This window comes from Roseovarius roseus, from assembly GCF_043355935.2.
In the GTDB taxonomy this organism is placed as follows: domain Bacteria; phylum Pseudomonadota; class Alphaproteobacteria; order Rhodobacterales; family Rhodobacteraceae; genus Roseovarius; species Roseovarius roseus.
In genome coordinates this window covers 551,232-570,205 of sequence record NZ_JBHFPE020000001.1, presented here as the reverse complement: position 1 = coordinate 570,205, position 18,974 = coordinate 551,232, and the positions used below count along the sequence as shown (strand labels likewise).

Sequence of the window (18,974 nt, the reverse complement as noted above, 5' to 3'; positions counted from 1 at the left end):
CGCGCGGGCTATGCCGATGCGCAATCGGGCAAGGCGAAATCCGCTATAACGGTTTGTGATAGCCAGCACATTGGAGCGCAGTTTTCACCAAAGCACGCCGCAGCGCAAGCGCGCCCTAGCCGCCGGTAAAGAGATCGCCATACCGCTCGCGCAGGATGTTCTTTTGCACCTTGCCCATCGTGTTGCGGGGCAGCTCGTCCAGCACGATCAGCTTGCGGGGATGCTTGAACCGGGCCAGCGCCTCGCCCGCCGCAGCCATGATGGCGTCCTCGTCCGGCGTCTTGCCCGGCTCGGGCACCAGCACGCCCACGACCGTCTCGCCGAAATCGGGATGGGGCACGCCGATCACGGCGCTTTCCAGCACGCCGGGCTGCTCGTCCAGCACCAGCTCGATCTCCTTGGGGTAGATGTTGTAGCCGCCCGAGATGATCAGATCCTTGCCGCGCCCGACGATCTGCACATAGCCACGATCGTCGATCAGGCCCAGATCGCCGGTGATGAAGAACCCGTCCTCGCGCAGCTCTTCGGCGGTCTTGTCAGGCATCTGCCAATAGCCCTGGAACACGTTGTCGCCGCGCACCTCCAACTGGCCCACCTCGCCTTGCGGCAGTTCCTTGCCGGTGTCCGGATCGCAAACCTTCAACTCGACCCCCGGCAGCGGAAAGCCAACGGTGCCGGCGCGCCGGTCGCCGTCATAGGGGTTCGAGGTGTTCATGTTCGTTTCGGTCATGCCGTAGCGTTCGAGGATCGCGTGGCCGGTGCGGGCGCGGAACCTGTCATGGGTCTCCGACAGCAGCGGCGCCGAGCCGGAGGTGAACAGCCGCATATGCTGCGTCGCCGCCTTGTCGAACCGGGCATCGTCCAGAAGGCGCGTGTAGAAGGTAGGCACGCCCATCATCGACGTGGCGCGCGGCAGCTGATGCAGCACGGCATCCACATCAAATTTCGGCAGGAAGATCATCGCGCCGCCCGCCGCCAGCGTCACGTTGGTCGCAACGAAAAGACCGTGGGTGTGAAAGATCGGCAGGCAGTGCAGCAGCACGTCATCGCTGGTAAAGCGCCACTCGTCCTTCAGAACCTCGGCATTGCTCAGCAGGTTGCGCTGGCTCAGCATGGCGCCCTTGGAGCGGCCCGTGGTGCCGGATGTATATAGAAGCGCGGCCAGATCATCCTCGGACCGGTCGGCGGTCTGGAAGGTATCGGACTGGCCTTCGGCGCCCTCCATCAACGTGCCGCTGCCATCGGCACCCAGCGTGACCACCTGCGCGCCCAGCCCCTCGGCGATGGGGGTCAGCGCGCCCACTGCGCCGCTGTCGCAGACCACCATGGAGGCGCCGGAATTCTCCAGAAAATAGGTGATCTCATTGGCCGTATAGGCCGTGTTGAGCGGCAGGAACACGACACCCGCCTGCGCGCAGGCGGCATAGAGCGCCAGCGCCTCGGGCGATTTGGCGATCTGTGCGGCCAGCCTGTCGCCCGGTTTCAGCCCTGAGGCCGACAGATAGCCGGCGATGCGCGCGACCATGCCAAGGAAATCGGCATAGCTGGTGACGCTGCCATCCGGCAGGTAGAGAAAGGGCGCGTCGCTGCCTGCATGGCGTCCGAACAGGGTGTCGTATAGCGGGTTGGCCATGGCTCAGGCTCCTTTGGTCATCTTGGTCTCGGCCCCGGATGCCAGCGATTTTACCGCGCTGGTCGCGGCCACCGCGCCAGTACCGGCAAAGGCTTCGTGGCGCTCGGCTGTGCGGCGCAGATCGTAGAGGTAGTTCACCATCACGCCGCCCGATTGCGCGCGGCCCTTTTGCGACAGATCCGCATCGGCGTGCAAGGCATGAACAATTGCGCCGTTGCTCAGATGGAACCGCGCCACCGGATCGCGCGGCAGGCCGCCCCGCCCCTTTGCGTTCAAAAGGTAATAGGCGGCAAAGCCGGGCAGATCGGTATCGGGCGGCTCCAGACCTTCGGCCTCGAGCCAGGCCATGAGGCCGGGAATGGGAGACAGCGTGACAAAGCGCGTAAGGCCCGGCAATTCATCGGCCAGATCGCCTGCCACCTGCTTGATCAGCGAATTGCCAAAGGAAATGCCCGCAAGGCCCGACTGGCAGTTGGAGATCGAGTAGAACACGGCGGTATCCGCCGCATCCGCCGCCAGCGGCTTGCGCTCTTCGGCCAGAAGGGGCTGCACCGCGCCGGGAATCCCGCGCGTCAGGGCGACCTCTACGAAAATCAGCGGCTCATCCGGCATGGCGGGGTGGAAAAAGGCGAAACAGCGCCGGTCCTCGGGCTGCACGCGGCGGCGCAGATCGTCCCAGCTGTCGATGGCGTGGACTGCCTCGTAGGCGATGATCTTTTCCAGGATATCCGCCGAAGTCTGCCATGTGATGCGCCGCAGGACCAGAAAACCGCGATTGAACCAGGATGCAAAGAGGTGCCGGAAATCAAGGTCCAGCGCCTCAAGCTCGGGCACGCCCCGACCCAGCCGCAGGAGATCGGCGCGCATCGCGACCAGCGCGCCGGTCGCCCCCGGCACCTGGTTGAGGCGGCGGATCATCTCCTGCCTCGGCGGCTCGGAGGCGGTGATGAAGCCACGATAGCTGCTGCGCGACGGGGCCTCCTCATAGGCATCGAGCGCCGCGCGGGCAGCGGCGGGATCGACGTTCATCGCTCCCGCGAGATGGTGAAAAAATGCCAGCTTGGCCGCGTCGTCCATCGCCGCAAAGCGCGACAGGATCTGCTCGGCCAGGATCGTGCCCGACATCTCGCCATGGGTCGTGACCAGCGCGTCGGCCAGCTCTTCGACGGGCCTGCGGCTCCAATCCCCGCGCCGCGCGCCGCCTGCACCCCGCTCGAAGAGCGAGGTCAGAAGATCGCTGAGAACGGTCATACGGCGGTCCCCATGACATAATCGGGCAGCCATGTAGCGAGGCCCGGAAAGAGGCAGAGGATCACGATCGCCAGCACCATGCACGCCACGAAGGGAAGCGAGCCGGTCAGGATCGTCTTGAGCGAAATGTCAGGCGCGATGCCGTTGATGACATAGAGGTTGAGGCCCACCGGCGGGCTGATCAGGCCGATTTCCATGTTGATCGTCAGAACGACGGCGAACCAGATGGGATCGAAGCCCGCGATGGTGATGATCGGCAAAAGGATCGGCGCCGCCATCAGGATCACCGCAACGGGCGGCAAAAAGAAGCCCGCGATCAGCAGAAAGACGTTGATCGCGCCCATCAGCACCCAGCGATTTACATCGAGCGTGCCGATCCATTCCGCGATGGATTGCGTGATGAAAAGGCTGCTGAGCATGTAGCTGAACACGCCCGCCGCCGCGATGATGAAAAGGATCATCACGCTCTCGCGCGTCGAATCGCGCAGGATCAGCCACAGGCCCGCCGGGCTCCACAGCTTGTAGATGACCACGGCAATCACGATGCACAGAAGCGCGCCGACGGCCGCCGTCTCGGACGGGGTCGCGATGCCGCCATACATCGCGTAAAGCACGCCGAGAATGATGATCAGGAACGGGATGACGCGCGGCAGGATCTCAAATTTCTGGCGCCACGTATAGACACCTTTGGTTAGCACCTGCGCATTGCCCGATCTGATGGTTGCATAGATCGACCATGCCATGAAGAGCGCGACGAGCAGGATGCCCGGAATGACCCCCGCAAGGAAGAGGCGCCCGATCGACGTCTCGGTCGCAATGCCATAGACGATCATCGTCACCGACGGCGGGATCAGGATGCCCAGCGTGCCACCCGCCGCGATGCTGCCCGCGGCGACGCCATCGGGATAGCCGCGCTTGCGCATCTCGGGGATGCCCATCTTGCCGATGGCGGCGCAGGTCGCGGGGCTGGAGCCGGACATGGCCGAGAAAAGCGCGCAGGCCCCGAGGTTCGAGATGACAAGGCCGCCAGGGATGCGCGTCAGCCACCGCTCCAGCGCCTCGTAAAGGTCGGCGCCCGCGCGGGTCGAGGCAATGGAGGCACCCATGATGATAAACATCGGAATGCTTAGAAGCGCGAAACTGTCGAGCTTGCCGAAGAAGATCTCGGGCATCAGCTCGAGCGAGCGCATGCCGTCGAAGACCACCAGAAAGCCGCCCGAGACGATCAGCAGTCCCAGAGCCACGGACACGCCCGAAAAGAGCACCGCGATTGTGCAGACCGCGACCAGCGCGCCAAGAAGAAGCGGATCCATCAGGTATCCTCCAGACCGAAAGGCGCCTCGATACGCAGCACGAGCGCGACCAGATCGGCGATGAGTTGCAACAGCAGCAGGCCAAAGCCCACTGGGATAGACATGTAGGGAATCCAGAGCCTTACGCCCCAGATCGTGTCCGAACGCCAGCCGCGCTCCCACGCGAAATGCCAGTAGTCATAACCGTACCACAGCATCACGGCCACGATGGCCGCGCTGAGGCTGAGGGTAAAACAGGCCATGACGAAGCGCGCGCGCGGCGGCAGCGCGATGGGGATGAGATCAACATTCACGTGCCCGCGCAGGCGCTGCACATAAGGCAGGCCAATGAGGGTGGCGGCGATCATCAGGTAAACGACCATCTCGGTCTGCCAAATGGTGGACTGGTTGAGGACCGCGCGCACGAAGATCATCTGGCAGGTGATGCCCACCGCCACGACGATCATCGCGGCCGAGATCCAGCCCGCCAAGGTCGATAAGGCGGCTACCACCTTGAGAAACGTATTGTCGCCCGTTCTGGCGACGCGGTGCGTCAGCTGTCCGGCCATGCCGCGCTCCTTTTTTGGGTGCACTCTGCCGTGCTGCCTACCATGCTGGCGGGCGGCAGGTTTGTCGGTGTCTGTCAGGGGGCGAGGGACGCGTGCGCCTCCCGCCACAACAGGGTGGGCAAGGGCGACATCGGCCGCCCCTGCCCGCATTCCTCACTCGACGGCGAGCGCCATGTCGAGCAGTTCCTGCCCGTTCGGCACGTTCTCGACGAAGTTCTTATAGGAGGTCTCCTTGGCGATCTCGCGCCAAGCGTCGAAATCCTCCTGGCTCATGCTGGCAATCTCGACGCCCGCATCCTTGAAGACCTGGACCGAATCCGCGTCTTCCTTCTTGGCCTCTTCGAGGTAATAGGCCTCGGCCTTGGCCGCACCGTCCAGAAGCGCCTGCTGCTGCTCTTCGCTCAGGCTCTCGAACTTGGATTTGTTCATCAGGAGCGGTTGATACATGAACCACAGCGCGACATCGCCTGCGGGAGTGTAGCACGAGACCTGCTCGTAGATGCGGTAGCTGACGAAGGACGAGGACGAGGTATTGGCCGCATCCAGAACGCCCGTCTGCATCGCGTTGTAGATATCCGCGCTGGACATCGACGCAATCGAGGCACCGGCACCGGCCAGCATCTGCTCGAACGCCTTGCCGGCGGCGCGGGTCTGTAGGCCGTTCACATCCTCGGGCTTGGTGATGCACTTGTCCTTGCCGGCGAAACCGCCCGCCAGATAGCCATGGACGAGCACCATCACGTCATCCTCGGCCATCTTGGCCTCGATCGCCTCCATGAAGGGGCTCTCGTTCAGGCGCGCGGCGTGGTCGTGGTTCTTCACGAGGCCGGGCATCAGCGTCAGGTTGAAGGCAGGCTGCTGGCCGCCCGCGTAGCTCAGCGGAAAGACGGTCATGTCCAGCTGGCCCCGGCTGAGCGGCTTGTACTGCTCGCGCGGCTTGAAGAGCGACTTGGAGCCGAAGATCTTGATGTCGAGATCCACATCGGCGGCGGCCACCTCGTCAGCGACGATCTGGGCCACCTTGTGGCGCACGTCATTGTTGGACCACTGGTGCGACAGGCGCAGTTCGGTCGCGGATGCAGCGCCCCCGAGGGCCATCAGGGCTGTTGCCGCAACTGCGGCCTTGAGCATGGATTTCATGGTATGTCCTCCCAGACTGTTTTTCGTGGCCCGGCCTCCCCGCCGGATCGTGACCCACAGGTTAGGCGCGCGGTGTTTTGTGAGTCAATCATTTTGTATACAAGAAATTCATCTTTGCATGCGCCATGACCCGCGCTATCGTAAGTCATGGAAAAGCGCCGCGCAGATATGATCGCCGAGGAAATCGAAGAGCTGATCTTCGATGGCACCTATCCCGACAGTGCCCGCCTTGATGAGAGCGCGCTGGCCGAGCGGTTCGGCGTCTCGCGCACCCCGATCCGCGAGGCGCTGCAAAGGCTGGCGCAATCCGGGCTGGTTACGCAGATCCCCCGGCGCGGGGTCTTTGTCCGCCAGCCCGGCCCGGTCGAATTGATCGAGATGTTCGAGGTCATGGCCGAGCTTGAGGCCGCCGCCGCCCGCCTTGCCGCACTGCGCATCACCGATGACGCACTGGCCGATCTGCGCGCTGCCAACGCCCTTTGCGCCAAGGCCGTCGAGCAGAATGCGCCCGGCGCCTATTATCTTGAAAACGAACGGTTTCATCACATCATCTACGCGCAATCCGGCAACGGATTCCTGCGGGCCGAGGCCGACAAGCTGCACCGCCGCCTGCGCCCCTTCCGCCGCCAGCAGTTGCGCCTGCGCGGACGTCTGGCGCAATCCATGGCCGAGCATGAGGCCATCGTCGCGGCGCTGACAGGCGGCGACGCGCCGGGCGCGGCCGACGCGATGCGCGCCCATATCGCGGTGCAGGGCGAGAAGTTTCACTACCTCATGTCCAGCCTGCGTGCCGCCGCCGAGTAACGCGATCTCGACAGGACGCGCCCCTGCGGTCTAAAGAGGGATCAAAGGAGCCACCGACATGACCTCGATCCTCATTCTGAACGGGCCCAATCTGAACCTTTTGGGCACGCGCCAGCCCGAGGTCTATGGCCACTCGACCCTTGCCGATATCGAAGCGCTCTGCCGCGCCCATGCGGCCTCGCGCGGGGCCGAGATGGCCTTTGCGCAAAGCAACAGCGAAGGCGCGCTGATTGACCATGTCCACGCCGCCAAGGGCGTGCACGGGGGCATCGTCCTGAATGCCGGGGCCTATACCCACACCTCCATCGCGCTGATGGATGCCATCGCCTCGGTCGAGCTGCCCTGCGTCGAGCTTCACCTGTCGAACGTGCATGCCCGCGAGGAGTTTCGCCATGTCAGCTACATCGCCAAGGTTGCCCTGGGCGTGATCTGCGGCTTTGGCGCGACGGGCTACCCGATGGCCATGGACGCATTGTTGGCCCATCTGGCGCAAAAGGGATAAACGCACCGCGCTTGCCGCCTGCGACCTACCGGATCACATGCACCGAACAGGTCGCGTGGCGCACGATGTGCCCCGCCGTGCTTCCAAGGAAATAATCGCCGAAGCCCGGTCTGTGCGATTCGACCACGATCAGGTCCATCCCGTTCTTCTCAGCATAATCCGTAATTGAGCGCCCGGAATGGCCCGTGATGATCTGGCCCGTCGCGTTCGGAAGATCCCCGGTGAGTTTGTCCATCTCCCCCTGCAACTCCGCGCGAAGCTGCTTTGACGTTCCCTCGGGCACGTAGGAAATGACATAGGTGGGCAATTGCTCGATCACGTGCAGCAACGTGACTTTTGCATCCGGTCCGGCCAGGGCCGCGATCTGCATCGCCCGCGTGTGATCATGCTCGCTGTCGAAGACGACCGGGATAAGAATATTCTTGTACATGGAAAGACCTCTCTAGGATTTTGCGAATGCTACCAGCTCTGCTGCCCGGCGGCTTTGACTCAGATCATTTCGGGTGCACGCGGTGGCCCGGGCACCGCATATCAAAGCCGACCGCCGGATGTTTTTGGGCCGTCACAAATCAATGACAGCAAACCATGTTGGTTTCGACAAATTTCAGGCACATAATAGACGTTCGATCCGCCACGACCGATGCCCGGTCGGCATCATTGACGCAGGTTTCGGAGAGCGTATGAGCCAGGCAGACCAGATTCTCGGCACGTGGCGAATGAAATCATGGACGCGCGAAGCGCTGGAGACGGGCGAGATCTCCGACGCCATGGGCCCCGATCCCATCGGCTACATCGCCTATCACGCCGACGGCCGCATGATGGCGACGGTGTTTCGCCGTAATCGGATTCGGGCGAATGGCGAGGGTGGCTGGTCCGAGGGCGAAAAGGCCGCGCTTTTCGACAGCATGCTGGCCTATGTCGCAAGTTACAGCCTCGAGGGCCGCCGCGTCGTTCATCATGTCGAGCGTGCGTGGAATCCAAGTTGGGAGATGGACCTGTCGCGCCCCTTCACGCTGGAAAACGGCAGCTTGACGATCAGCGGCGCGCCCGGTGTCGATCCGGTGACAGGTGAAAGCGTTGTCTACCGAATGTAATTCGAGAGGGCATAATCGCAGTTGTCGCTACTGATAAGGGGCGAGCCTTTCGGCCCGCCCCCCCAGTTTTTCAACCAGACCGCTACGGCTCAGCTCTTGCCCATCTTGGCAACTTCGGCTGCGAAGTCTTCTTTTTCGACGGCGATGCCCTCGCCCACTTCCAGGCGGACATAGCCGGTCAGCGTGACGCCAGCTTCCTTGGCGGCGGCCTCGACGGTCAGGTCGGGGTTCATCACGAAGGCCTGGCCCATCAGCGTGGACTCGGCCATGAACTTCTTCATGCGGCCTTCGATCATCTTCTCGATGACCTGCTCGGGCTTGCCGCTCTCGCGGGCGATGTCCATCTGGATCTGCTTTTCCTTCTCGACGACCGCCGGGTCCAGCGATGCCTCGTCGAAGGCGACGGGGTTGGTTGCAGCGATATGCATGGCAACCTGGCGGCCGAATGTCTCGTCGCCCTTGAGCGCGACCAGAACGCCGATCTTGCCCATGCCGTCAGCGGCGGCGTTGTGCACATAGGACACGACGCTGTCGCCCTCGATGGCCGACATCCGGCGCAGGGTCATGTTCTCGCCGATGGTGGCGATCTTGTCGGTGATCGTGTCCTCGACGGTCTTGCCGCCCAGATCGGCGGCCTTCAGCGCCTCGACATCGTCCACCTTGACGGCGGCGTCTGCCACGGACGACACCATCTTCTGGAAGTCACTGTTCTTGGCAACAAAATCGGTCTCGGAGTTGATCTCGACGGCGACGCCGCGGCCACCCTCGACCTTGACGGCCACAAGGCCCTCAGCCGCGGTGCGGCCCGACTTCTTGGCGGCCTTGGCCAGACCCTTGGTGCGCAGCCAATCGACGGCGGCGTCCATGTCGCCATCCGCCTCGGTCAACGCCTTTTTCGCGTCCATCATGCCTGCGCCCGTCGTGTCGCGCAGCTCTTTCACCATTGCAGCAGTGATCGCCATTTGGCTCTCCTAATTTTTGTCGAAACGGCCCGGCAGCCATGCCGCCGAGCCTGAAAGTGGGGTAACTCAGACGCCGATCAGCTGTCGGCTTTCTCGGTCTTGCCCTTCTCGCCGGCTTTGGCCGCCATGTCCGAGATTTCCTCGCTCGACTTGATGTCCAGCGGCGCGTCCTTGGTCTGCTTGTCGTCATGCACGGCTTCGTGGCTGATGTCGCCAGTTTCGACGCCCGGCTTCACCTCTGCGGATGCGGCCTCCTCGGTGGGGGCCTCTTCCATCTCGCCGATGTCGATGCCTGCGGCACCCATCTGGGCGGTCATGCCGTCAAGAGCCGCACGGCTGACCAGATCGCAATAGAGCGCGATGGCGCGGGCCGCGTCGTCATTGCCGGGGATGATGTAGTCGATGCCATCCGGCGAGCAGTTGGTGTCGACGACGGCGACGACGGGAATGCCCAGCTTGTTGGCTTCGGCCACGGCCAGCTGCTCTTTCTTGACGTCGATGACGAAGAGTAGGTCGGGCACGCCGCCCATTTCGCGGATGCCGCCCAGCGACGCCTGCAGTTTGGTCTGGTCACGCTCCATGCCCAGACGCTCTTTCTTGGTCAGGCCTTCGGCGCCCGCCTCGAGCGATTCGTCGATCTCCTTCAGGCGGTGGATCGACTTGGACACGGTCTGCCAGTTGGTCAGCGTGCCGCCCAGCCAGCGGTGGTTCATGTAATACTGTGCGCATTTCTCGGCGGCTTCGGCGACGGGGCCGGCGGCCTGACGCTTGGTGCCGACGAAGAGAACGCGGCCGTTTTTCGCGACGGTTTCACGCACGACATTCAGCGCCGCGTCCAGCATCGGGACCGTCTGCGTCAGGTCCATGATGTGAATGCCGTTGCGCGCGCCATAGATGAACTCGCCCATGCGGGGGTTCCAACGCTGCGTCTGGTGACCAAAGTGAACGCCAGCTTCAAGCAACTGACGCATGGAGAACTCGGGAAGAGCCATGCCGTATTCCTTTTCCGGTTTTCGCCTCGGCACGGGGTGAGAGGGGTTTCCCTCAACCGGTGGACTGCCGGGGATGTCTCCCCCGGTCGGCCCGCCCGTGCCTGCGGATTTCAAGTAGGCGCGCTATAGACCGCGCGGCGCCGGGACGCAAGGCCCCTTGGCCGGGCCGGCTGCGTCCCGCTTGTGCAATGCGGCGCACCTGCCCCATTGCCCAGCCCCCGATTTGGCCCTAAACCGTTACAATCGCGATCAAAGGCCGAACATGAGATGACCGCACCCTTCGACGAAGACACAGGCCCGCCGCGCCGGACTGGCATTTTCGCGCGCTTGCGCGCAAGTTTTCTGACCGGACTTGTCGTTGTCCTGCCGGTGGCGCTGACCATATGGCTGATCTGGACGATGATCGGTTGGGTTGATGGGCTGGTTCTGCCGCTGATCCCCTATGATCTAACCCCGGCGAACTACATCGGCATCAACCTGCGCGGCGTCGGCGTGGTTGTCTTTCTGGTCTTCACGATCATCATTGGATGGGTCGCCAAGGGGCTGATCGGACGCACGCTGATCCGGTTTGGCGAAAGCCTCGTCAACCGCATGCCGGTCGTCCGCTCGATCTATTCGGGGGTCAAGCAGATCGCCGAGACGATCTTTGCCCAGACCGAGCGCAGCTTCGAGACCGCCTGCCTCATCCAGTATCCGCGCAAAGGGATCTGGGCCATCGGCTTCATCTCGACCACAGCCAAGGGCGAGATTTCGACGAGGGCAGAGACAGGCGGCGCGCTGCTGAGTGTGTTCCTTCCCACCACGCCCAACCCGACCTCGGGTTTCCTGCTGTTCCTGCCGCGCGAGGATGTGATCGAGCTGGACATGACGGTCGAGGATGCGGCCAAGCTGGTGATCTCGGCAGGCCTCGTCTATCCGAACCAGATCAAGCCCGAAGATCTGCCGGTCAAACCCGCGGCCAAGTAACCTTCAGCCGAACATCTCGCGCAGGTCGGTGCTGCCGCGATGGCCCAGATCATCCCAATGCGCCTCCAGAAACGCATCGGCGGCGACGCGCCCCGCCTCCTTGAGGCGGCTCAGGAGGTACGGATTGGGCGACATCTTGGTCCCGACCGACAGCTCGGCCATCAGCGTATCATCGGCAATCATGTGCACCCGCAGACGCTTCATGGTGCCCTCGTTCAACGCGCCGCTATCCAAAAGGCGCTGGACGAAGTCGACCGCGCGCAATTCGCGCAGGAGGGACGAGTTGAAACTGATCTCGTTGATGCGGTTCTGGATGTCTTGCGGGCTTTGCGGCAGGTCGACCCTATAGAGCGGATTGATGTTGATGATCACGATATCGGAGGGCAATTCCGGCACGAAGAGCGGGAAAAGCGCCGGATTGCCGCTATATCCGCCATCCCAATAGGCCTCGCCGTCAATCTCCACCGCCTGGAACAGGGTCGGCAGGCAAGCCGAGGCTAGCAGAGCGTCCGCGCCGATTTCATCCCCGTCGAAGATGCGGATCTTGCCATCGCGCACATTCGTGGCACAGATGCTCAGCAAGGGCTCTTGATGGGCGCAGACCTTGTCATACTCGAATTTCTCAACGACCCGACGCAGCGGGTTGCTGTAGAACGGCCCGTAGGAATAGGGCGACACAACGCGCGACACCGCATCCGACACAGAGGCATGCAGCGAATAGTCCATCGCCAAATTGACCGCATCCGCGCCGGGTAGCCATCCGTTCATCCAGGTCGGCATGCGCATGTCGTGGACCGCGCCCATCTGGCGCCAGAGCCAGTCCAGCGTCTCCCGTGCTCCCTCGCGGCCGCCTTCGACCCAGCCGGATTTGAATGCGGCCCCGTTCAGCGCGCCCGCCGAGGTGCCGGAAATCCCGCTGACTTCCAATACCTCCTCGTCCAGCAGCCGGTCCAGAACGCCCCAGGTGAAGGCGCCATGCGCGCCCCCGCCCTGCAGCGCCAGATTGATCCGCTTCTTCTCCATCCCTGCCCCTTCGGCTTTTTCTTGGGAAAATACCCATGTCGCGCCGCATCAGCACGGGCGCCGGCGCCTCACAGCGCGGTCCAACCTCCATCGACGCTGATCGTGGTCCCGGTCACCTGCGCCGCTGCATCCGAGCAAAGGTAAAGCGCGGTACCGCCCAGTTGCTCGGTCGTGGCGAATTCCTTGGAGGGTTGACGCTGCAGCATGACGTTCTTGATCACGTCCTCGCGGCTCATGTCATATTCTTTCATCGTGTCGGGGATCTGCGCCTCGACCAGCGGGGTCAGGACATAGCCGGGGCAGATGGCGTTAGCGGTGATCGGCTCCTGCGCGGTTTCCAGCGCGGTGACCTTGGTCAGGCCGACGATGCCGTGCTTGGCGGCGACATAGGCGGATTTGTAGGGGCTGGCGGTCAGGCCATGCGCGGAGGCGATGTTGATCACCCGGCCCCAGCCCGCCTTGCGCATCATCGGGAGCGCGGCGGCGGTGGTGTGAAAGGCCGAGCTGAGATTGATGGCGATAATCGCGTCCCATTTCTCGGCCGGAAACTCGGGGATCGGCGCGACATGCTGGATGCCTGCATTGTTGATCAGAATATCGCAGGCACCCGCCTTTTCGATCAGCGCGCGGCACTCGTCCCCCTTGGACATGTCGGCCTTGATGTAGCGCACCTCGGTGCCGAATTCGGCGGCCAGATCCTTGGCCAGCTGGTGATCCTCATTATTGTCGGTGAACGAGTTCAGCACCACATGCGCCTTGGCCTTCGCCATCTCGCGCGCGATCCCCAGGCCGATGCCCGAATTGCTGCCCGTGATGACCACTGTCTTGCCGCTGATTTCCATGATTTTCCTCCTGCGCTCTGTTGCATCGCAGAATATAATGCTGCATCTGCAAATGTCACCCGCGATCACGTGTCGGACGACTGCCCTTCGGACTGCTATTGCCTGCAAACCCGATCAGCCAAAAAAAAACGCCAGCGCGAAGCTGGCGTTAAGTTATTGAGGCAGGTTTCATACAGGCAAGAAACCTATCGAGCAGTGACTCCCTTATAAGCAATCCTGCGCCGCCATCCAAGCTAAAAGTTTGAAAATCCATAGAACCCCCTCTACCCTCGTGCCACGCTCTTCCCCAATCCAGCAACGCCATACAGGAATTGTCTCCGCGATGAGATCACTTTGTTTCCCGCCGCTTAGGGGCCTTTCTTCAGTCATTACCGTTGTTTTTCTGGGTCTGGGCAGCGCCGCGGCCGAGCCTGTTCACGGTATCGCGATGTATGGGGCCCCCGCCCTTGAGCCGAATTTCGCCGCCCTGCCCTATGCCAATCCCGAGGCGCCCAAGGGCGGCCGCGTGACCACCGCGAATGTCGGCGGCTTCGATTCGCTTAACCCTTTTGCGCCCAAGGGCACGCCGCCCTGGCAGCTGCGCCACCTCGCCTACGAATCGCTTCTGGGCCGCTCCTGGGACGAGCCATTCACGCTCTACGGTCTGCTGGCCGAAACGGTCGAGACGGATGACGCGCGCACCTGGGTCGAATTCACCCTCAATCCCGCGGCGCGATTCTCGGATGGCAGCCCGGTCACGACCGAGGATGTCATCTGGTCCTTCGAGACGCTGGGCACGCGCGGGCATCTGCGCTACCGCGATTTCTGGACCCGGATCGACAGCATCCGTGAGACTGCTCCCGGCAAGGTGCGCATCGATTTCGATACGTCGGACGGCCCGCCTGACCGCGACCTCGTGCTGCTGGCGGGTCTGCGCCCCGTCCTCAAGAAATCCCAGTGGGAGGATGCGGTTTTCGAGGATGGCGCAATCGACGACATCCCCATCGGCACCGCTCCTTACGTCGTGGATGGCTACGACGTGGGCCGGCAGGTGATCCTGCGGCGCAATCCCGACTACTGGGGCAAGGACCTGCCCTTTCGACGGGGCACCAACAATTTCGACGAGATCCGCATCGATTTCTACGGCGACGACGCCGTGATGAAAGAGGCGTTCAAGGCCGGCGAGATCAGCTATATCCGCGAATTCAATGCCGAACGCTGGGAGGAGCTGGCCACCCTGCCGGCCGTCCAAAGCGGCGAGATCGTGCGCAGCACCATTCCCAATGGCCAGCCATCGGGCATCTCGGGCTTTGTCATGAACACGCGCAATCCGCCTTTGGATGACTGGCGGGTGCGCCAGGCGCTGATCGATGCGTTCAATTTCGAGTATATCAACGACACGCTGACTGGCGGGCGCCAGCCGCGCATCACATCCTACTTCTCGAATTCCGAGCTTGGCATGCGCCCCGGCCCCGCGCCCGAGGCCGAGGCCGCCTTACTGGCGCCCTTCGCAGGCAGCTTGCTGCCCGGCGCGATCGAGGGCTATGCCCTGCCCGAAGGAGACGGCACCAAGCGCAACCGCGCCAATATCCGCGCCGCCGCCGACCGTCTGGCCGAGGCGGGGTGGACGGTCGAGGGTGGCGTGCTGCGCAAGGACGGCCAGCCGATGGAACTGACCGTTCTTCTGCAGCAGGACGCGCTGGTCCAGCAGGCGACCGCGATGATGGATATCTATGCCCGCGCGCTCGAACGGCTGGGCATCACGCTGAACGTGCAGAGCGTGGACAGCGCACAATACAACCTGCGCGAGGCGAATTACGATTTCGACATCACCTATATGCGGCGCTCCCTCTCGCTCAGCCCCGGCGCCGAACAATATTTCTACTGGGGCGCCAAGGGCGCAGACCAGCCCGGCAGCCGCAATCTGATGGGCATGGACAGCCCCGCTGCCGAGGCGATGATCCGCACCATGCTGGCCGCGACCGAGCGGGAGGACTTCGTCACTGCCGTACGCGCGCTGGACCGCGTGTTGATTTCGGGCCGCTATGTGATCCCGATTCACCAGTATTCGGAGGGGCGCATTGCCCATGATGCAAGGCTGAAGTATCCTGAGGACAGGCTTCCCCTCTATGGCGACGGCGTGGGCTTCCTGCCCGAAGTCTGGTGGATGGCCGAGGACGAGTGAGAGTATCCGCTGATCGCAAGACCGGGCAAACCGGCGCGACTGGCGCGAGCAGAAACAGGCAAACGGCAGGTAGTCACATGAAAAAGATGATCGCTCTCATGGCGCTGGTGCTGATGACCGGCTGCGCGACCGTCGATGGCGTGGGCCAGGATATCTCGGGCGCCGCACGCGGCGTTCAGAGCTGGTTCTGACGCGGGATCAGGCCGCGCCGCGCTGGATACCTTGACCGGGGCCGCGGCTCGCCGGATAATTTGCGTTGCCTTGCAATGGCCCGCCCCAACGCCTACCAAGGCGGCGCTCTGCCATCCTTGAAAGGTGCCTTACATGGTCAAGCTCGACATCGTCTCCGACCCGATCTGCCCGTGGTGCTATATCGGCAAGACGTTGCTGGACCGCGCGCTGGCGCAGCGCCCCGAGCATCCTTTCGTCATCGAATGGCACCCGTTTCAGTTGAACCCCGACATGCCGCGCGAGGGCATGGACCGGCGCGAATATCTCGAGACCAAGTTCGGCGGCAAGGAGGGCGCAATTGCCGCCTACGCGCCCGTGGTCCAGCGCGCCGAGGCCGCGGGCCTCAATATCGATTTCGAGGCGATGAAGCGCACACCCAACACGCTGGATGCGCACCGCCTGATCCATTGGGCCGGAATCGAGGGCAAGCAGGAAGCCGCCGCGATGGCCCTCTTTGCCGCCTATTTCACCGAAGGACGCGACATAGGCAATGCCGAGGTGCTGGCCGATATCGCTGACGGCATCGGCATGGATGCCGCCGTGGTGGGAAAACTCCTCGCCTCGGACGCCGATACGGACGATATCCGCGCCCGCGACGCGCAGTTCCGCGAGATGGGCATTTCCTCGGTCCCGACCTTCATCGTCGCCGCGCAGCATGCCGTGCCGGGCGCACAGGATACCGCGCTTTGGCTGAATGTCATGGACGAGATCATGGCGCAGCGCGCCGCAGATGACAGCGCGTAAATCCTTGCGCAGCTTTCTGCATACCGCCGTATACAGAACGCTTTCCTTCGCCGCGCCGATACGCTAGAAGCGGCGCATCATTCGACCCTCTCACATGAAAGGCCGCCCCATGTCCAAGATCAAGGTAGACAACCCGGTCGTCGAGCTCGACGGCGACGAGATGACCCGCATCATCTGGGATTTCATCAAGAAAAAGCTGATCCTGCCCTATCTCGATATCGACCTGAAATACTACGATCTCAGCATTCAGTCCCGCGACGAGACCGATGACCAGATCACCGTCGACGCGGCCCATGCGATCCAGAAATACGGCGTCGGCGTCAAATGTGCGACCATCACGCCCGATGAGGGCCGGGTCGAGGAATTCGGCCTGAAAAAGATGTGGCGCAGCCCCAACGGCACGATCCGCAACATCCTGGGCGGGGTGGTGTTCCGCGAGCCGATCATCTGCTCGAACGTTCCGCGCCTTGTCCCCGGCTGGACACAGCCCATCGTGATCGGCCGTCATGCATATGGCGACCAGTATCGTGCGACCGATATGAAATTCCCCGGGCCGGGCAAGCTGTCGATGAAATTCGTCGGCGAGGACGGCACCGTGATGGAGGAAGAGGTCTTCGATGCACCCTCCTCCGGCGTCTACATGGCCATGTATAACCTCGACGAGAGCATCCGCGACTTCGCCCGTGCGTCCTTCAACTACGGGCTCAAGCGCGGCTATCCGGTGTACCTCTCGACCAAGAACACAATCCTCAAGAATTACGATGGCCAGTTCATGATCATCTTCCAGAAGGTGTTCGACGAGGAGTTCAAGGATAAGTTCGAGAAAGCCGGCATCACCTATGAGCACCGCCTGATCGACGACATGGTCGCCTCGGCGATGAAATGGTCGGGCGGCTATGTCTGGGCGTGCAAGAACTACGATGGCGACGTGCAGTCCGACACCGTGGCGCAGGGCTTTGGCTCGCTGGGCCTGATGACAAGCCAACTGATGACGCCCGATGGCCAGATCGTCGAGGCCGAGGCGGCGCATGGCACCGTCACGCGCCACTACCGCCAGCACCAGAAGGGCGAGGAAACCTCGACCAACTCCATCGCGTCGATCTACGCTTGGACCGGCGGGCTCAAGCACCGTGGCAAGCTGGACGGCAATGAGGCGCTGACCAACTTCGCGACTACGCTGGAAAAGGTCGTCGTCGACACCGTCGAGGCTGGGCACATGACCAAGGACCTCGCCCTGCTGGTCGGCCCCGATCAGAAATGGCTGACCACGATGGGCTTCCTCGAGAAGGTGGACGAGAACCTGAACAAGGCGCTGAACGGCTGAGTGCCACCAGTCCTAAAATGCCAAGGGCGGGCCATCGGACGGCCCGCCCTATTCGATTGAATAAGATTGCGTCCCGAAATGGTGCCGGGCACGTCATGCGGCGGCCATGATTTAGGCTTAGCGTCACAGGATGGAAAACGCGCTTAATCAGTTTAACAGTCGTCCCCCGCGTCTTTGGCGCAGCTGGGGCGTCTGGGCGGTAGCGACGGCGGCACTGGCGCTTGGGCTTGTGTTTCTTCAAATGGCATTGCCCGCATTCGATACAGGTCCGTCCACCGCGTCGCAGATCGGTGAAATCGCAGGCGAGATCAAGCGCGCCGCTTGGCGCAGCTTCTTCGGAATGTCGCAGGCCGAGGTTGCGCCAGAGACGCCGAAGCTCATTTTCTATCTCGCCATCATCGCACCGGTAAGCGCAATATTGTCGCTGGTCCTGTCGCTGGTCTCACGCCTCACGCACGAAGACTGGCGCCTTGGCGCCTACGGCGCCAGCCTTGCGGTTGCGGCGCTCGTTCTGCAATTCATCTGGTGGTTGGCGCTGTTGATCATGGGATTTCTTCTACTGGTGTCGATCCTGCAAAATATCGGCGACATCTTCAGCTGGTAGAGCGTCAGTTCAGTCCAGCCGGACCCCATGCCGCCCGGCCAGATCGGTGATGAACTGCCACGCCACCCGGCCCGAGCGGCCGCCGCGGGTCGCCTGCCATTCGATCGCCTCGGCGCGCAGATTCTCGCCCGAAATCTCGATCCCGTAGGCATCGCAATAGCCCCGGATCATGGCCAGGAATCCGTCCTGATCGCAGGCGTGAAAGCCCAGCCAGAGGCCGAAGCGGTCGCTCAGTGATACCTTTTCCTCGACCGCCTCGGCCGGGTTGATGGCCGATCCGCGCTCATTCTCGATCATGTCGCGGGGCATCAGGTGGCGGCGGTTCGACGTGGCGTAGAAAATCACGTTCTCGGGCCGCCCCTCGATCCCGCCATCCAGAACCGCCTTGAGCGATTTGTAATGCTGATCATCATGGCTGAAGCTGAGATCGTCGCAATAGAGGATGAATCGCGCATCCGATTGCCGCAGCAGCCCCAAGAGGCGCGTCACGCTGGTCAGGTCTTCGCGCTGCAACTCGACGATCTTGAGATCCAAGCCCCGGCTGACAATTTCGCCGTGCACAGCCTTGACCAAGCTAGATTTTCCCATGCCCCGCGCGCCCCAGAGAAGCGCGTTATTGGCAGGCAATCCTTGCGCGAAATGAAGCGTGTTTTCCAGCAGCGTGTCGCGGGCGCGGTCGATGCCAACCAGCAGGTTCATGTCCACGCGCGCCACGTCCGGAACGGGCTGCAGATGATCGGGCGAGACGTGCCAGACATAGGCGTCGCAGGCGGACAGATCGGGCGCGGGCGCGGGCGGCGGGCTGATCCGCTCAAGCGCCTCGGCGATCCGCAACAT

General features: G+C 62.8%; 20 protein-coding genes. 9 read left to right on the top strand and 11 right to left on the bottom strand.

The annotated features are described in order from the left end of the window. Positions 1-115 precede the first annotated feature (115 nt). The 5 genes from ACEWPL_RS02920 to dctP form a co-directional block, all read right to left on the bottom strand. Entirely contained in the window at positions 116-1,633 is a 1,518-nt protein-coding gene (locus tag ACEWPL_RS02920) for a malonate--CoA ligase (RefSeq protein ID WP_393934648.1), read from the bottom strand. 3 nt (positions 1,634-1,636) lie between these two features. Further along, entirely contained in the window at positions 1,637-2,884 is a 1,248-nt protein-coding gene (locus ACEWPL_RS02915) for a malonyl-CoA decarboxylase (protein WP_393934649.1), read from the bottom strand. Further along, positions 2,881-4,197, bottom strand: a complete 1,317-nt coding sequence (locus tag ACEWPL_RS02910; RefSeq protein WP_393934650.1) for a TRAP transporter large permease — start codon at positions 4,195-4,197, stop codon at positions 2,881-2,883. Before ACEWPL_RS02910 ends, ACEWPL_RS02915 begins: the two co-directional genes overlap by 4 nt. Then, positions 4,197-4,745, bottom strand: a complete 549-nt coding sequence (locus ACEWPL_RS02905) for a TRAP transporter small permease (RefSeq protein WP_393934652.1) — start codon at positions 4,743-4,745, stop codon at positions 4,197-4,199. The genes ACEWPL_RS02910 and ACEWPL_RS02905 overlap by 1 nt, the downstream gene beginning before the upstream one ends. A 153-nt stretch (positions 4,746-4,898) precedes the next feature. After that, positions 4,899-5,885: a TRAP transporter substrate-binding protein DctP gene (gene dctP / locus ACEWPL_RS02900; protein WP_393934654.1), complete on the bottom strand. Its 987-nt coding sequence runs from the start codon at positions 5,883-5,885 to the stop codon at positions 4,899-4,901. Between the two features lie 147 nt (positions 5,886-6,032). On the opposite strand from dctP, the gene ACEWPL_RS02895 reads away from it, so the two are divergent. Further along, positions 6,033-6,689: a GntR family transcriptional regulator gene (locus ACEWPL_RS02895; protein ID WP_393934655.1), complete on the top strand. Its 657-nt coding sequence runs from the start codon at positions 6,033-6,035 to the stop codon at positions 6,687-6,689. A 58-nt stretch (positions 6,690-6,747) separates the two neighbouring features. Then, positions 6,748-7,191 carry a type II 3-dehydroquinate dehydratase gene (aroQ, locus tag ACEWPL_RS02890; protein ID WP_393934656.1) on the top strand — a complete coding sequence of 148 codons (444 nt, stop codon included), beginning with the start codon at positions 6,748-6,750 and terminating at the stop codon, positions 7,189-7,191. A gap of 25 nt (positions 7,192-7,216) precedes the next feature. Here the strand turns inward: aroQ and ACEWPL_RS02885 are convergent, their stop codons facing one another. Continuing rightward, a complete protein-coding gene (locus ACEWPL_RS02885) occupies positions 7,217-7,621 on the bottom strand; it encodes a universal stress protein (protein ID WP_393934658.1) in 405 nt (134 codons plus the stop codon). Between the two features lie 250 nt (positions 7,622-7,871). Between ACEWPL_RS02885 and ACEWPL_RS02880 the strand changes: the two genes are divergently transcribed. Next, positions 7,872-8,285 carry a lipocalin-like domain-containing protein gene (locus ACEWPL_RS02880; protein WP_420744323.1) on the top strand — a complete coding sequence of 138 codons (414 nt, stop codon included), beginning with the start codon at positions 7,872-7,874 and terminating at the stop codon, positions 8,283-8,285. Positions 8,286-8,374: 89 nt separating this feature from the next. Here ACEWPL_RS02880 and tsf read toward each other — a convergent pair whose 3' ends face one another. Next, on the bottom strand, positions 8,375-9,247 hold the full coding sequence (gene tsf, locus ACEWPL_RS02875) for a translation elongation factor Ts (RefSeq protein ID WP_393934660.1): 873 nt from the start codon (positions 9,245-9,247) through the stop codon (positions 8,375-8,377). A 77-nt stretch (positions 9,248-9,324) separates the two neighbouring features. Then, positions 9,325-10,239 (bottom strand): 30S ribosomal protein S2, encoded by a 915-nt coding sequence (rpsB, locus tag ACEWPL_RS02870; protein WP_393934662.1) that lies wholly within the window; start codon positions 10,237-10,239, stop codon positions 9,325-9,327. A 267-nt stretch (positions 10,240-10,506) separates the two neighbouring features. Here rpsB and ACEWPL_RS02865 point away from each other — a divergent pair, with 267 nt between their 5' ends. Further along, a complete protein-coding gene (locus tag ACEWPL_RS02865; protein ID WP_393934664.1) occupies positions 10,507-11,205 on the top strand; it encodes a DUF502 domain-containing protein in 699 nt (232 codons plus the stop codon). A 3-nt stretch (positions 11,206-11,208) separates the two neighbouring features. Here ACEWPL_RS02865 and ACEWPL_RS02860 read toward each other — a convergent pair whose 3' ends face one another. After that, entirely contained in the window at positions 11,209-12,228 is a 1,020-nt protein-coding gene (locus ACEWPL_RS02860) for a patatin-like phospholipase family protein (protein WP_393934666.1), read from the bottom strand. A gap of 68 nt (positions 12,229-12,296) precedes the next feature. After that, complete coding sequence (locus ACEWPL_RS02855) at positions 12,297-13,070, bottom strand: 3-hydroxybutyrate dehydrogenase (RefSeq protein WP_393934667.1); 774 nt, start codon at positions 13,068-13,070, stop codon at positions 12,297-12,299. A 322-nt stretch (positions 13,071-13,392) separates the two neighbouring features. Between ACEWPL_RS02855 and ACEWPL_RS02850 the strand changes: the two genes are divergently transcribed. From ACEWPL_RS02850 to ACEWPL_RS02830, 5 genes are all read left to right on the top strand, one after another. Next, positions 13,393-15,234 (top strand): extracellular solute-binding protein, encoded by a 1,842-nt coding sequence (locus ACEWPL_RS02850; protein WP_393934669.1) that lies wholly within the window; start codon positions 13,393-13,395, stop codon positions 15,232-15,234. Between the two features lie 77 nt (positions 15,235-15,311). Beyond that, positions 15,312-15,425, top strand: a complete 114-nt coding sequence (locus ACEWPL_RS02845) for an entericidin EcnA/B family protein (protein WP_393934671.1) — start codon at positions 15,312-15,314, stop codon at positions 15,423-15,425. 133 nt (positions 15,426-15,558) lie between these two features. Next, positions 15,559-16,209, top strand: a complete 651-nt coding sequence (locus ACEWPL_RS02840; protein ID WP_393934673.1) for a DsbA family oxidoreductase — start codon at positions 15,559-15,561, stop codon at positions 16,207-16,209. Between the two features lie 109 nt (positions 16,210-16,318). Continuing rightward, positions 16,319-17,533 carry an NADP-dependent isocitrate dehydrogenase gene (locus ACEWPL_RS02835; protein ID WP_393934674.1) on the top strand — a complete coding sequence of 405 codons (1,215 nt, stop codon included), beginning with the start codon at positions 16,319-16,321 and terminating at the stop codon, positions 17,531-17,533. Between the two features lie 130 nt (positions 17,534-17,663). Further along, positions 17,664-18,137, top strand: coding sequence for a hypothetical protein (locus ACEWPL_RS02830; RefSeq protein WP_393934675.1), 474 nt, complete (start codon positions 17,664-17,666; stop codon positions 18,135-18,137). Positions 18,138-18,146: 9 nt separating this feature from the next. Here ACEWPL_RS02830 and ACEWPL_RS02825 read toward each other — a convergent pair whose 3' ends face one another. Beyond that, a complete protein-coding gene (locus tag ACEWPL_RS02825; protein WP_393935367.1) occupies positions 18,147-18,974 on the bottom strand; it encodes an ATP-binding protein in 828 nt (275 codons plus the stop codon).

Excerpts from the sequence above, each read along its gene's own strand:
- ACEWPL_RS02845 (WP_393934671.1), top strand. The coding sequence starts at position 15,312 with ATGAAAAAGATGATCGCTCTCATGGCGCTGGTGCTGATGACCGGCTGC.
- ACEWPL_RS02850 (WP_393934669.1), top strand. The coding sequence starts at position 13,393 with ATGAGATCACTTTGTTTCCCGCCGCTTAGGGGCCTTTCTTCAGTCATT.
- ACEWPL_RS02885 (WP_393934658.1), bottom strand. The coding sequence starts at position 7,621 with ATGTACAAGAATATTCTTATCCCGGTCGTCTTCGACAGCGAGCATGAT.
- ACEWPL_RS02880 (WP_420744323.1), top strand. The coding sequence starts at position 7,872 with ATGAGCCAGGCAGACCAGATTCTCGGCACGTGGCGAATGAAATCATGG.
- ACEWPL_RS02920 (WP_393934648.1), bottom strand. The coding sequence starts at position 1,633 with ATGGCCAACCCGCTATACGACACCCTGTTCGGACGCCATGCAGGCAGC.
- rpsB (WP_393934662.1), bottom strand. The coding sequence starts at position 10,239 with ATGGCTCTTCCCGAGTTCTCCATGCGTCAGTTGCTTGAAGCTGGCGTT.
- tsf (WP_393934660.1), bottom strand. The coding sequence starts at position 9,247 with ATGGCGATCACTGCTGCAATGGTGAAAGAGCTGCGCGACACGACGGGC.
- ACEWPL_RS02830 (WP_393934675.1), top strand. The coding sequence starts at position 17,664 with ATGGAAAACGCGCTTAATCAGTTTAACAGTCGTCCCCCGCGTCTTTGG.
- ACEWPL_RS02915 (WP_393934649.1), bottom strand. The coding sequence starts at position 2,884 with ATGACCGTTCTCAGCGATCTTCTGACCTCGCTCTTCGAGCGGGGTGCA.
- ACEWPL_RS02910 (WP_393934650.1), bottom strand. The coding sequence starts at position 4,197 with ATGGATCCGCTTCTTCTTGGCGCGCTGGTCGCGGTCTGCACAATCGCG.
- ACEWPL_RS02860 (WP_393934666.1), bottom strand. The coding sequence starts at position 12,228 with ATGGAGAAGAAGCGGATCAATCTGGCGCTGCAGGGCGGGGGCGCGCAT.
- aroQ (WP_393934656.1), top strand. The coding sequence starts at position 6,748 with ATGACCTCGATCCTCATTCTGAACGGGCCCAATCTGAACCTTTTGGGC.
- ACEWPL_RS02855 (WP_393934667.1), bottom strand. The coding sequence starts at position 13,070 with ATGGAAATCAGCGGCAAGACAGTGGTCATCACGGGCAGCAATTCGGGC.
- ACEWPL_RS02835 (WP_393934674.1), top strand. The coding sequence starts at position 16,319 with ATGTCCAAGATCAAGGTAGACAACCCGGTCGTCGAGCTCGACGGCGAC.
- dctP (WP_393934654.1), bottom strand. The coding sequence starts at position 5,885 with ATGAAATCCATGCTCAAGGCCGCAGTTGCGGCAACAGCCCTGATGGCC.
- ACEWPL_RS02895 (WP_393934655.1), top strand. The coding sequence starts at position 6,033 with ATGGAAAAGCGCCGCGCAGATATGATCGCCGAGGAAATCGAAGAGCTG.
- ACEWPL_RS02865 (WP_393934664.1), top strand. The coding sequence starts at position 10,507 with ATGACCGCACCCTTCGACGAAGACACAGGCCCGCCGCGCCGGACTGGC.
- ACEWPL_RS02840 (WP_393934673.1), top strand. The coding sequence starts at position 15,559 with ATGGTCAAGCTCGACATCGTCTCCGACCCGATCTGCCCGTGGTGCTAT.
- ACEWPL_RS02905 (WP_393934652.1), bottom strand. The coding sequence starts at position 4,745 with ATGGCCGGACAGCTGACGCACCGCGTCGCCAGAACGGGCGACAATACG.
- ACEWPL_RS02825 (WP_393935367.1), bottom strand. The coding sequence starts at position 18,974 with ATGTTGCGGATCGCCGAGGCGCTTGAGCGGATCAGCCCGCCGCCCGCG.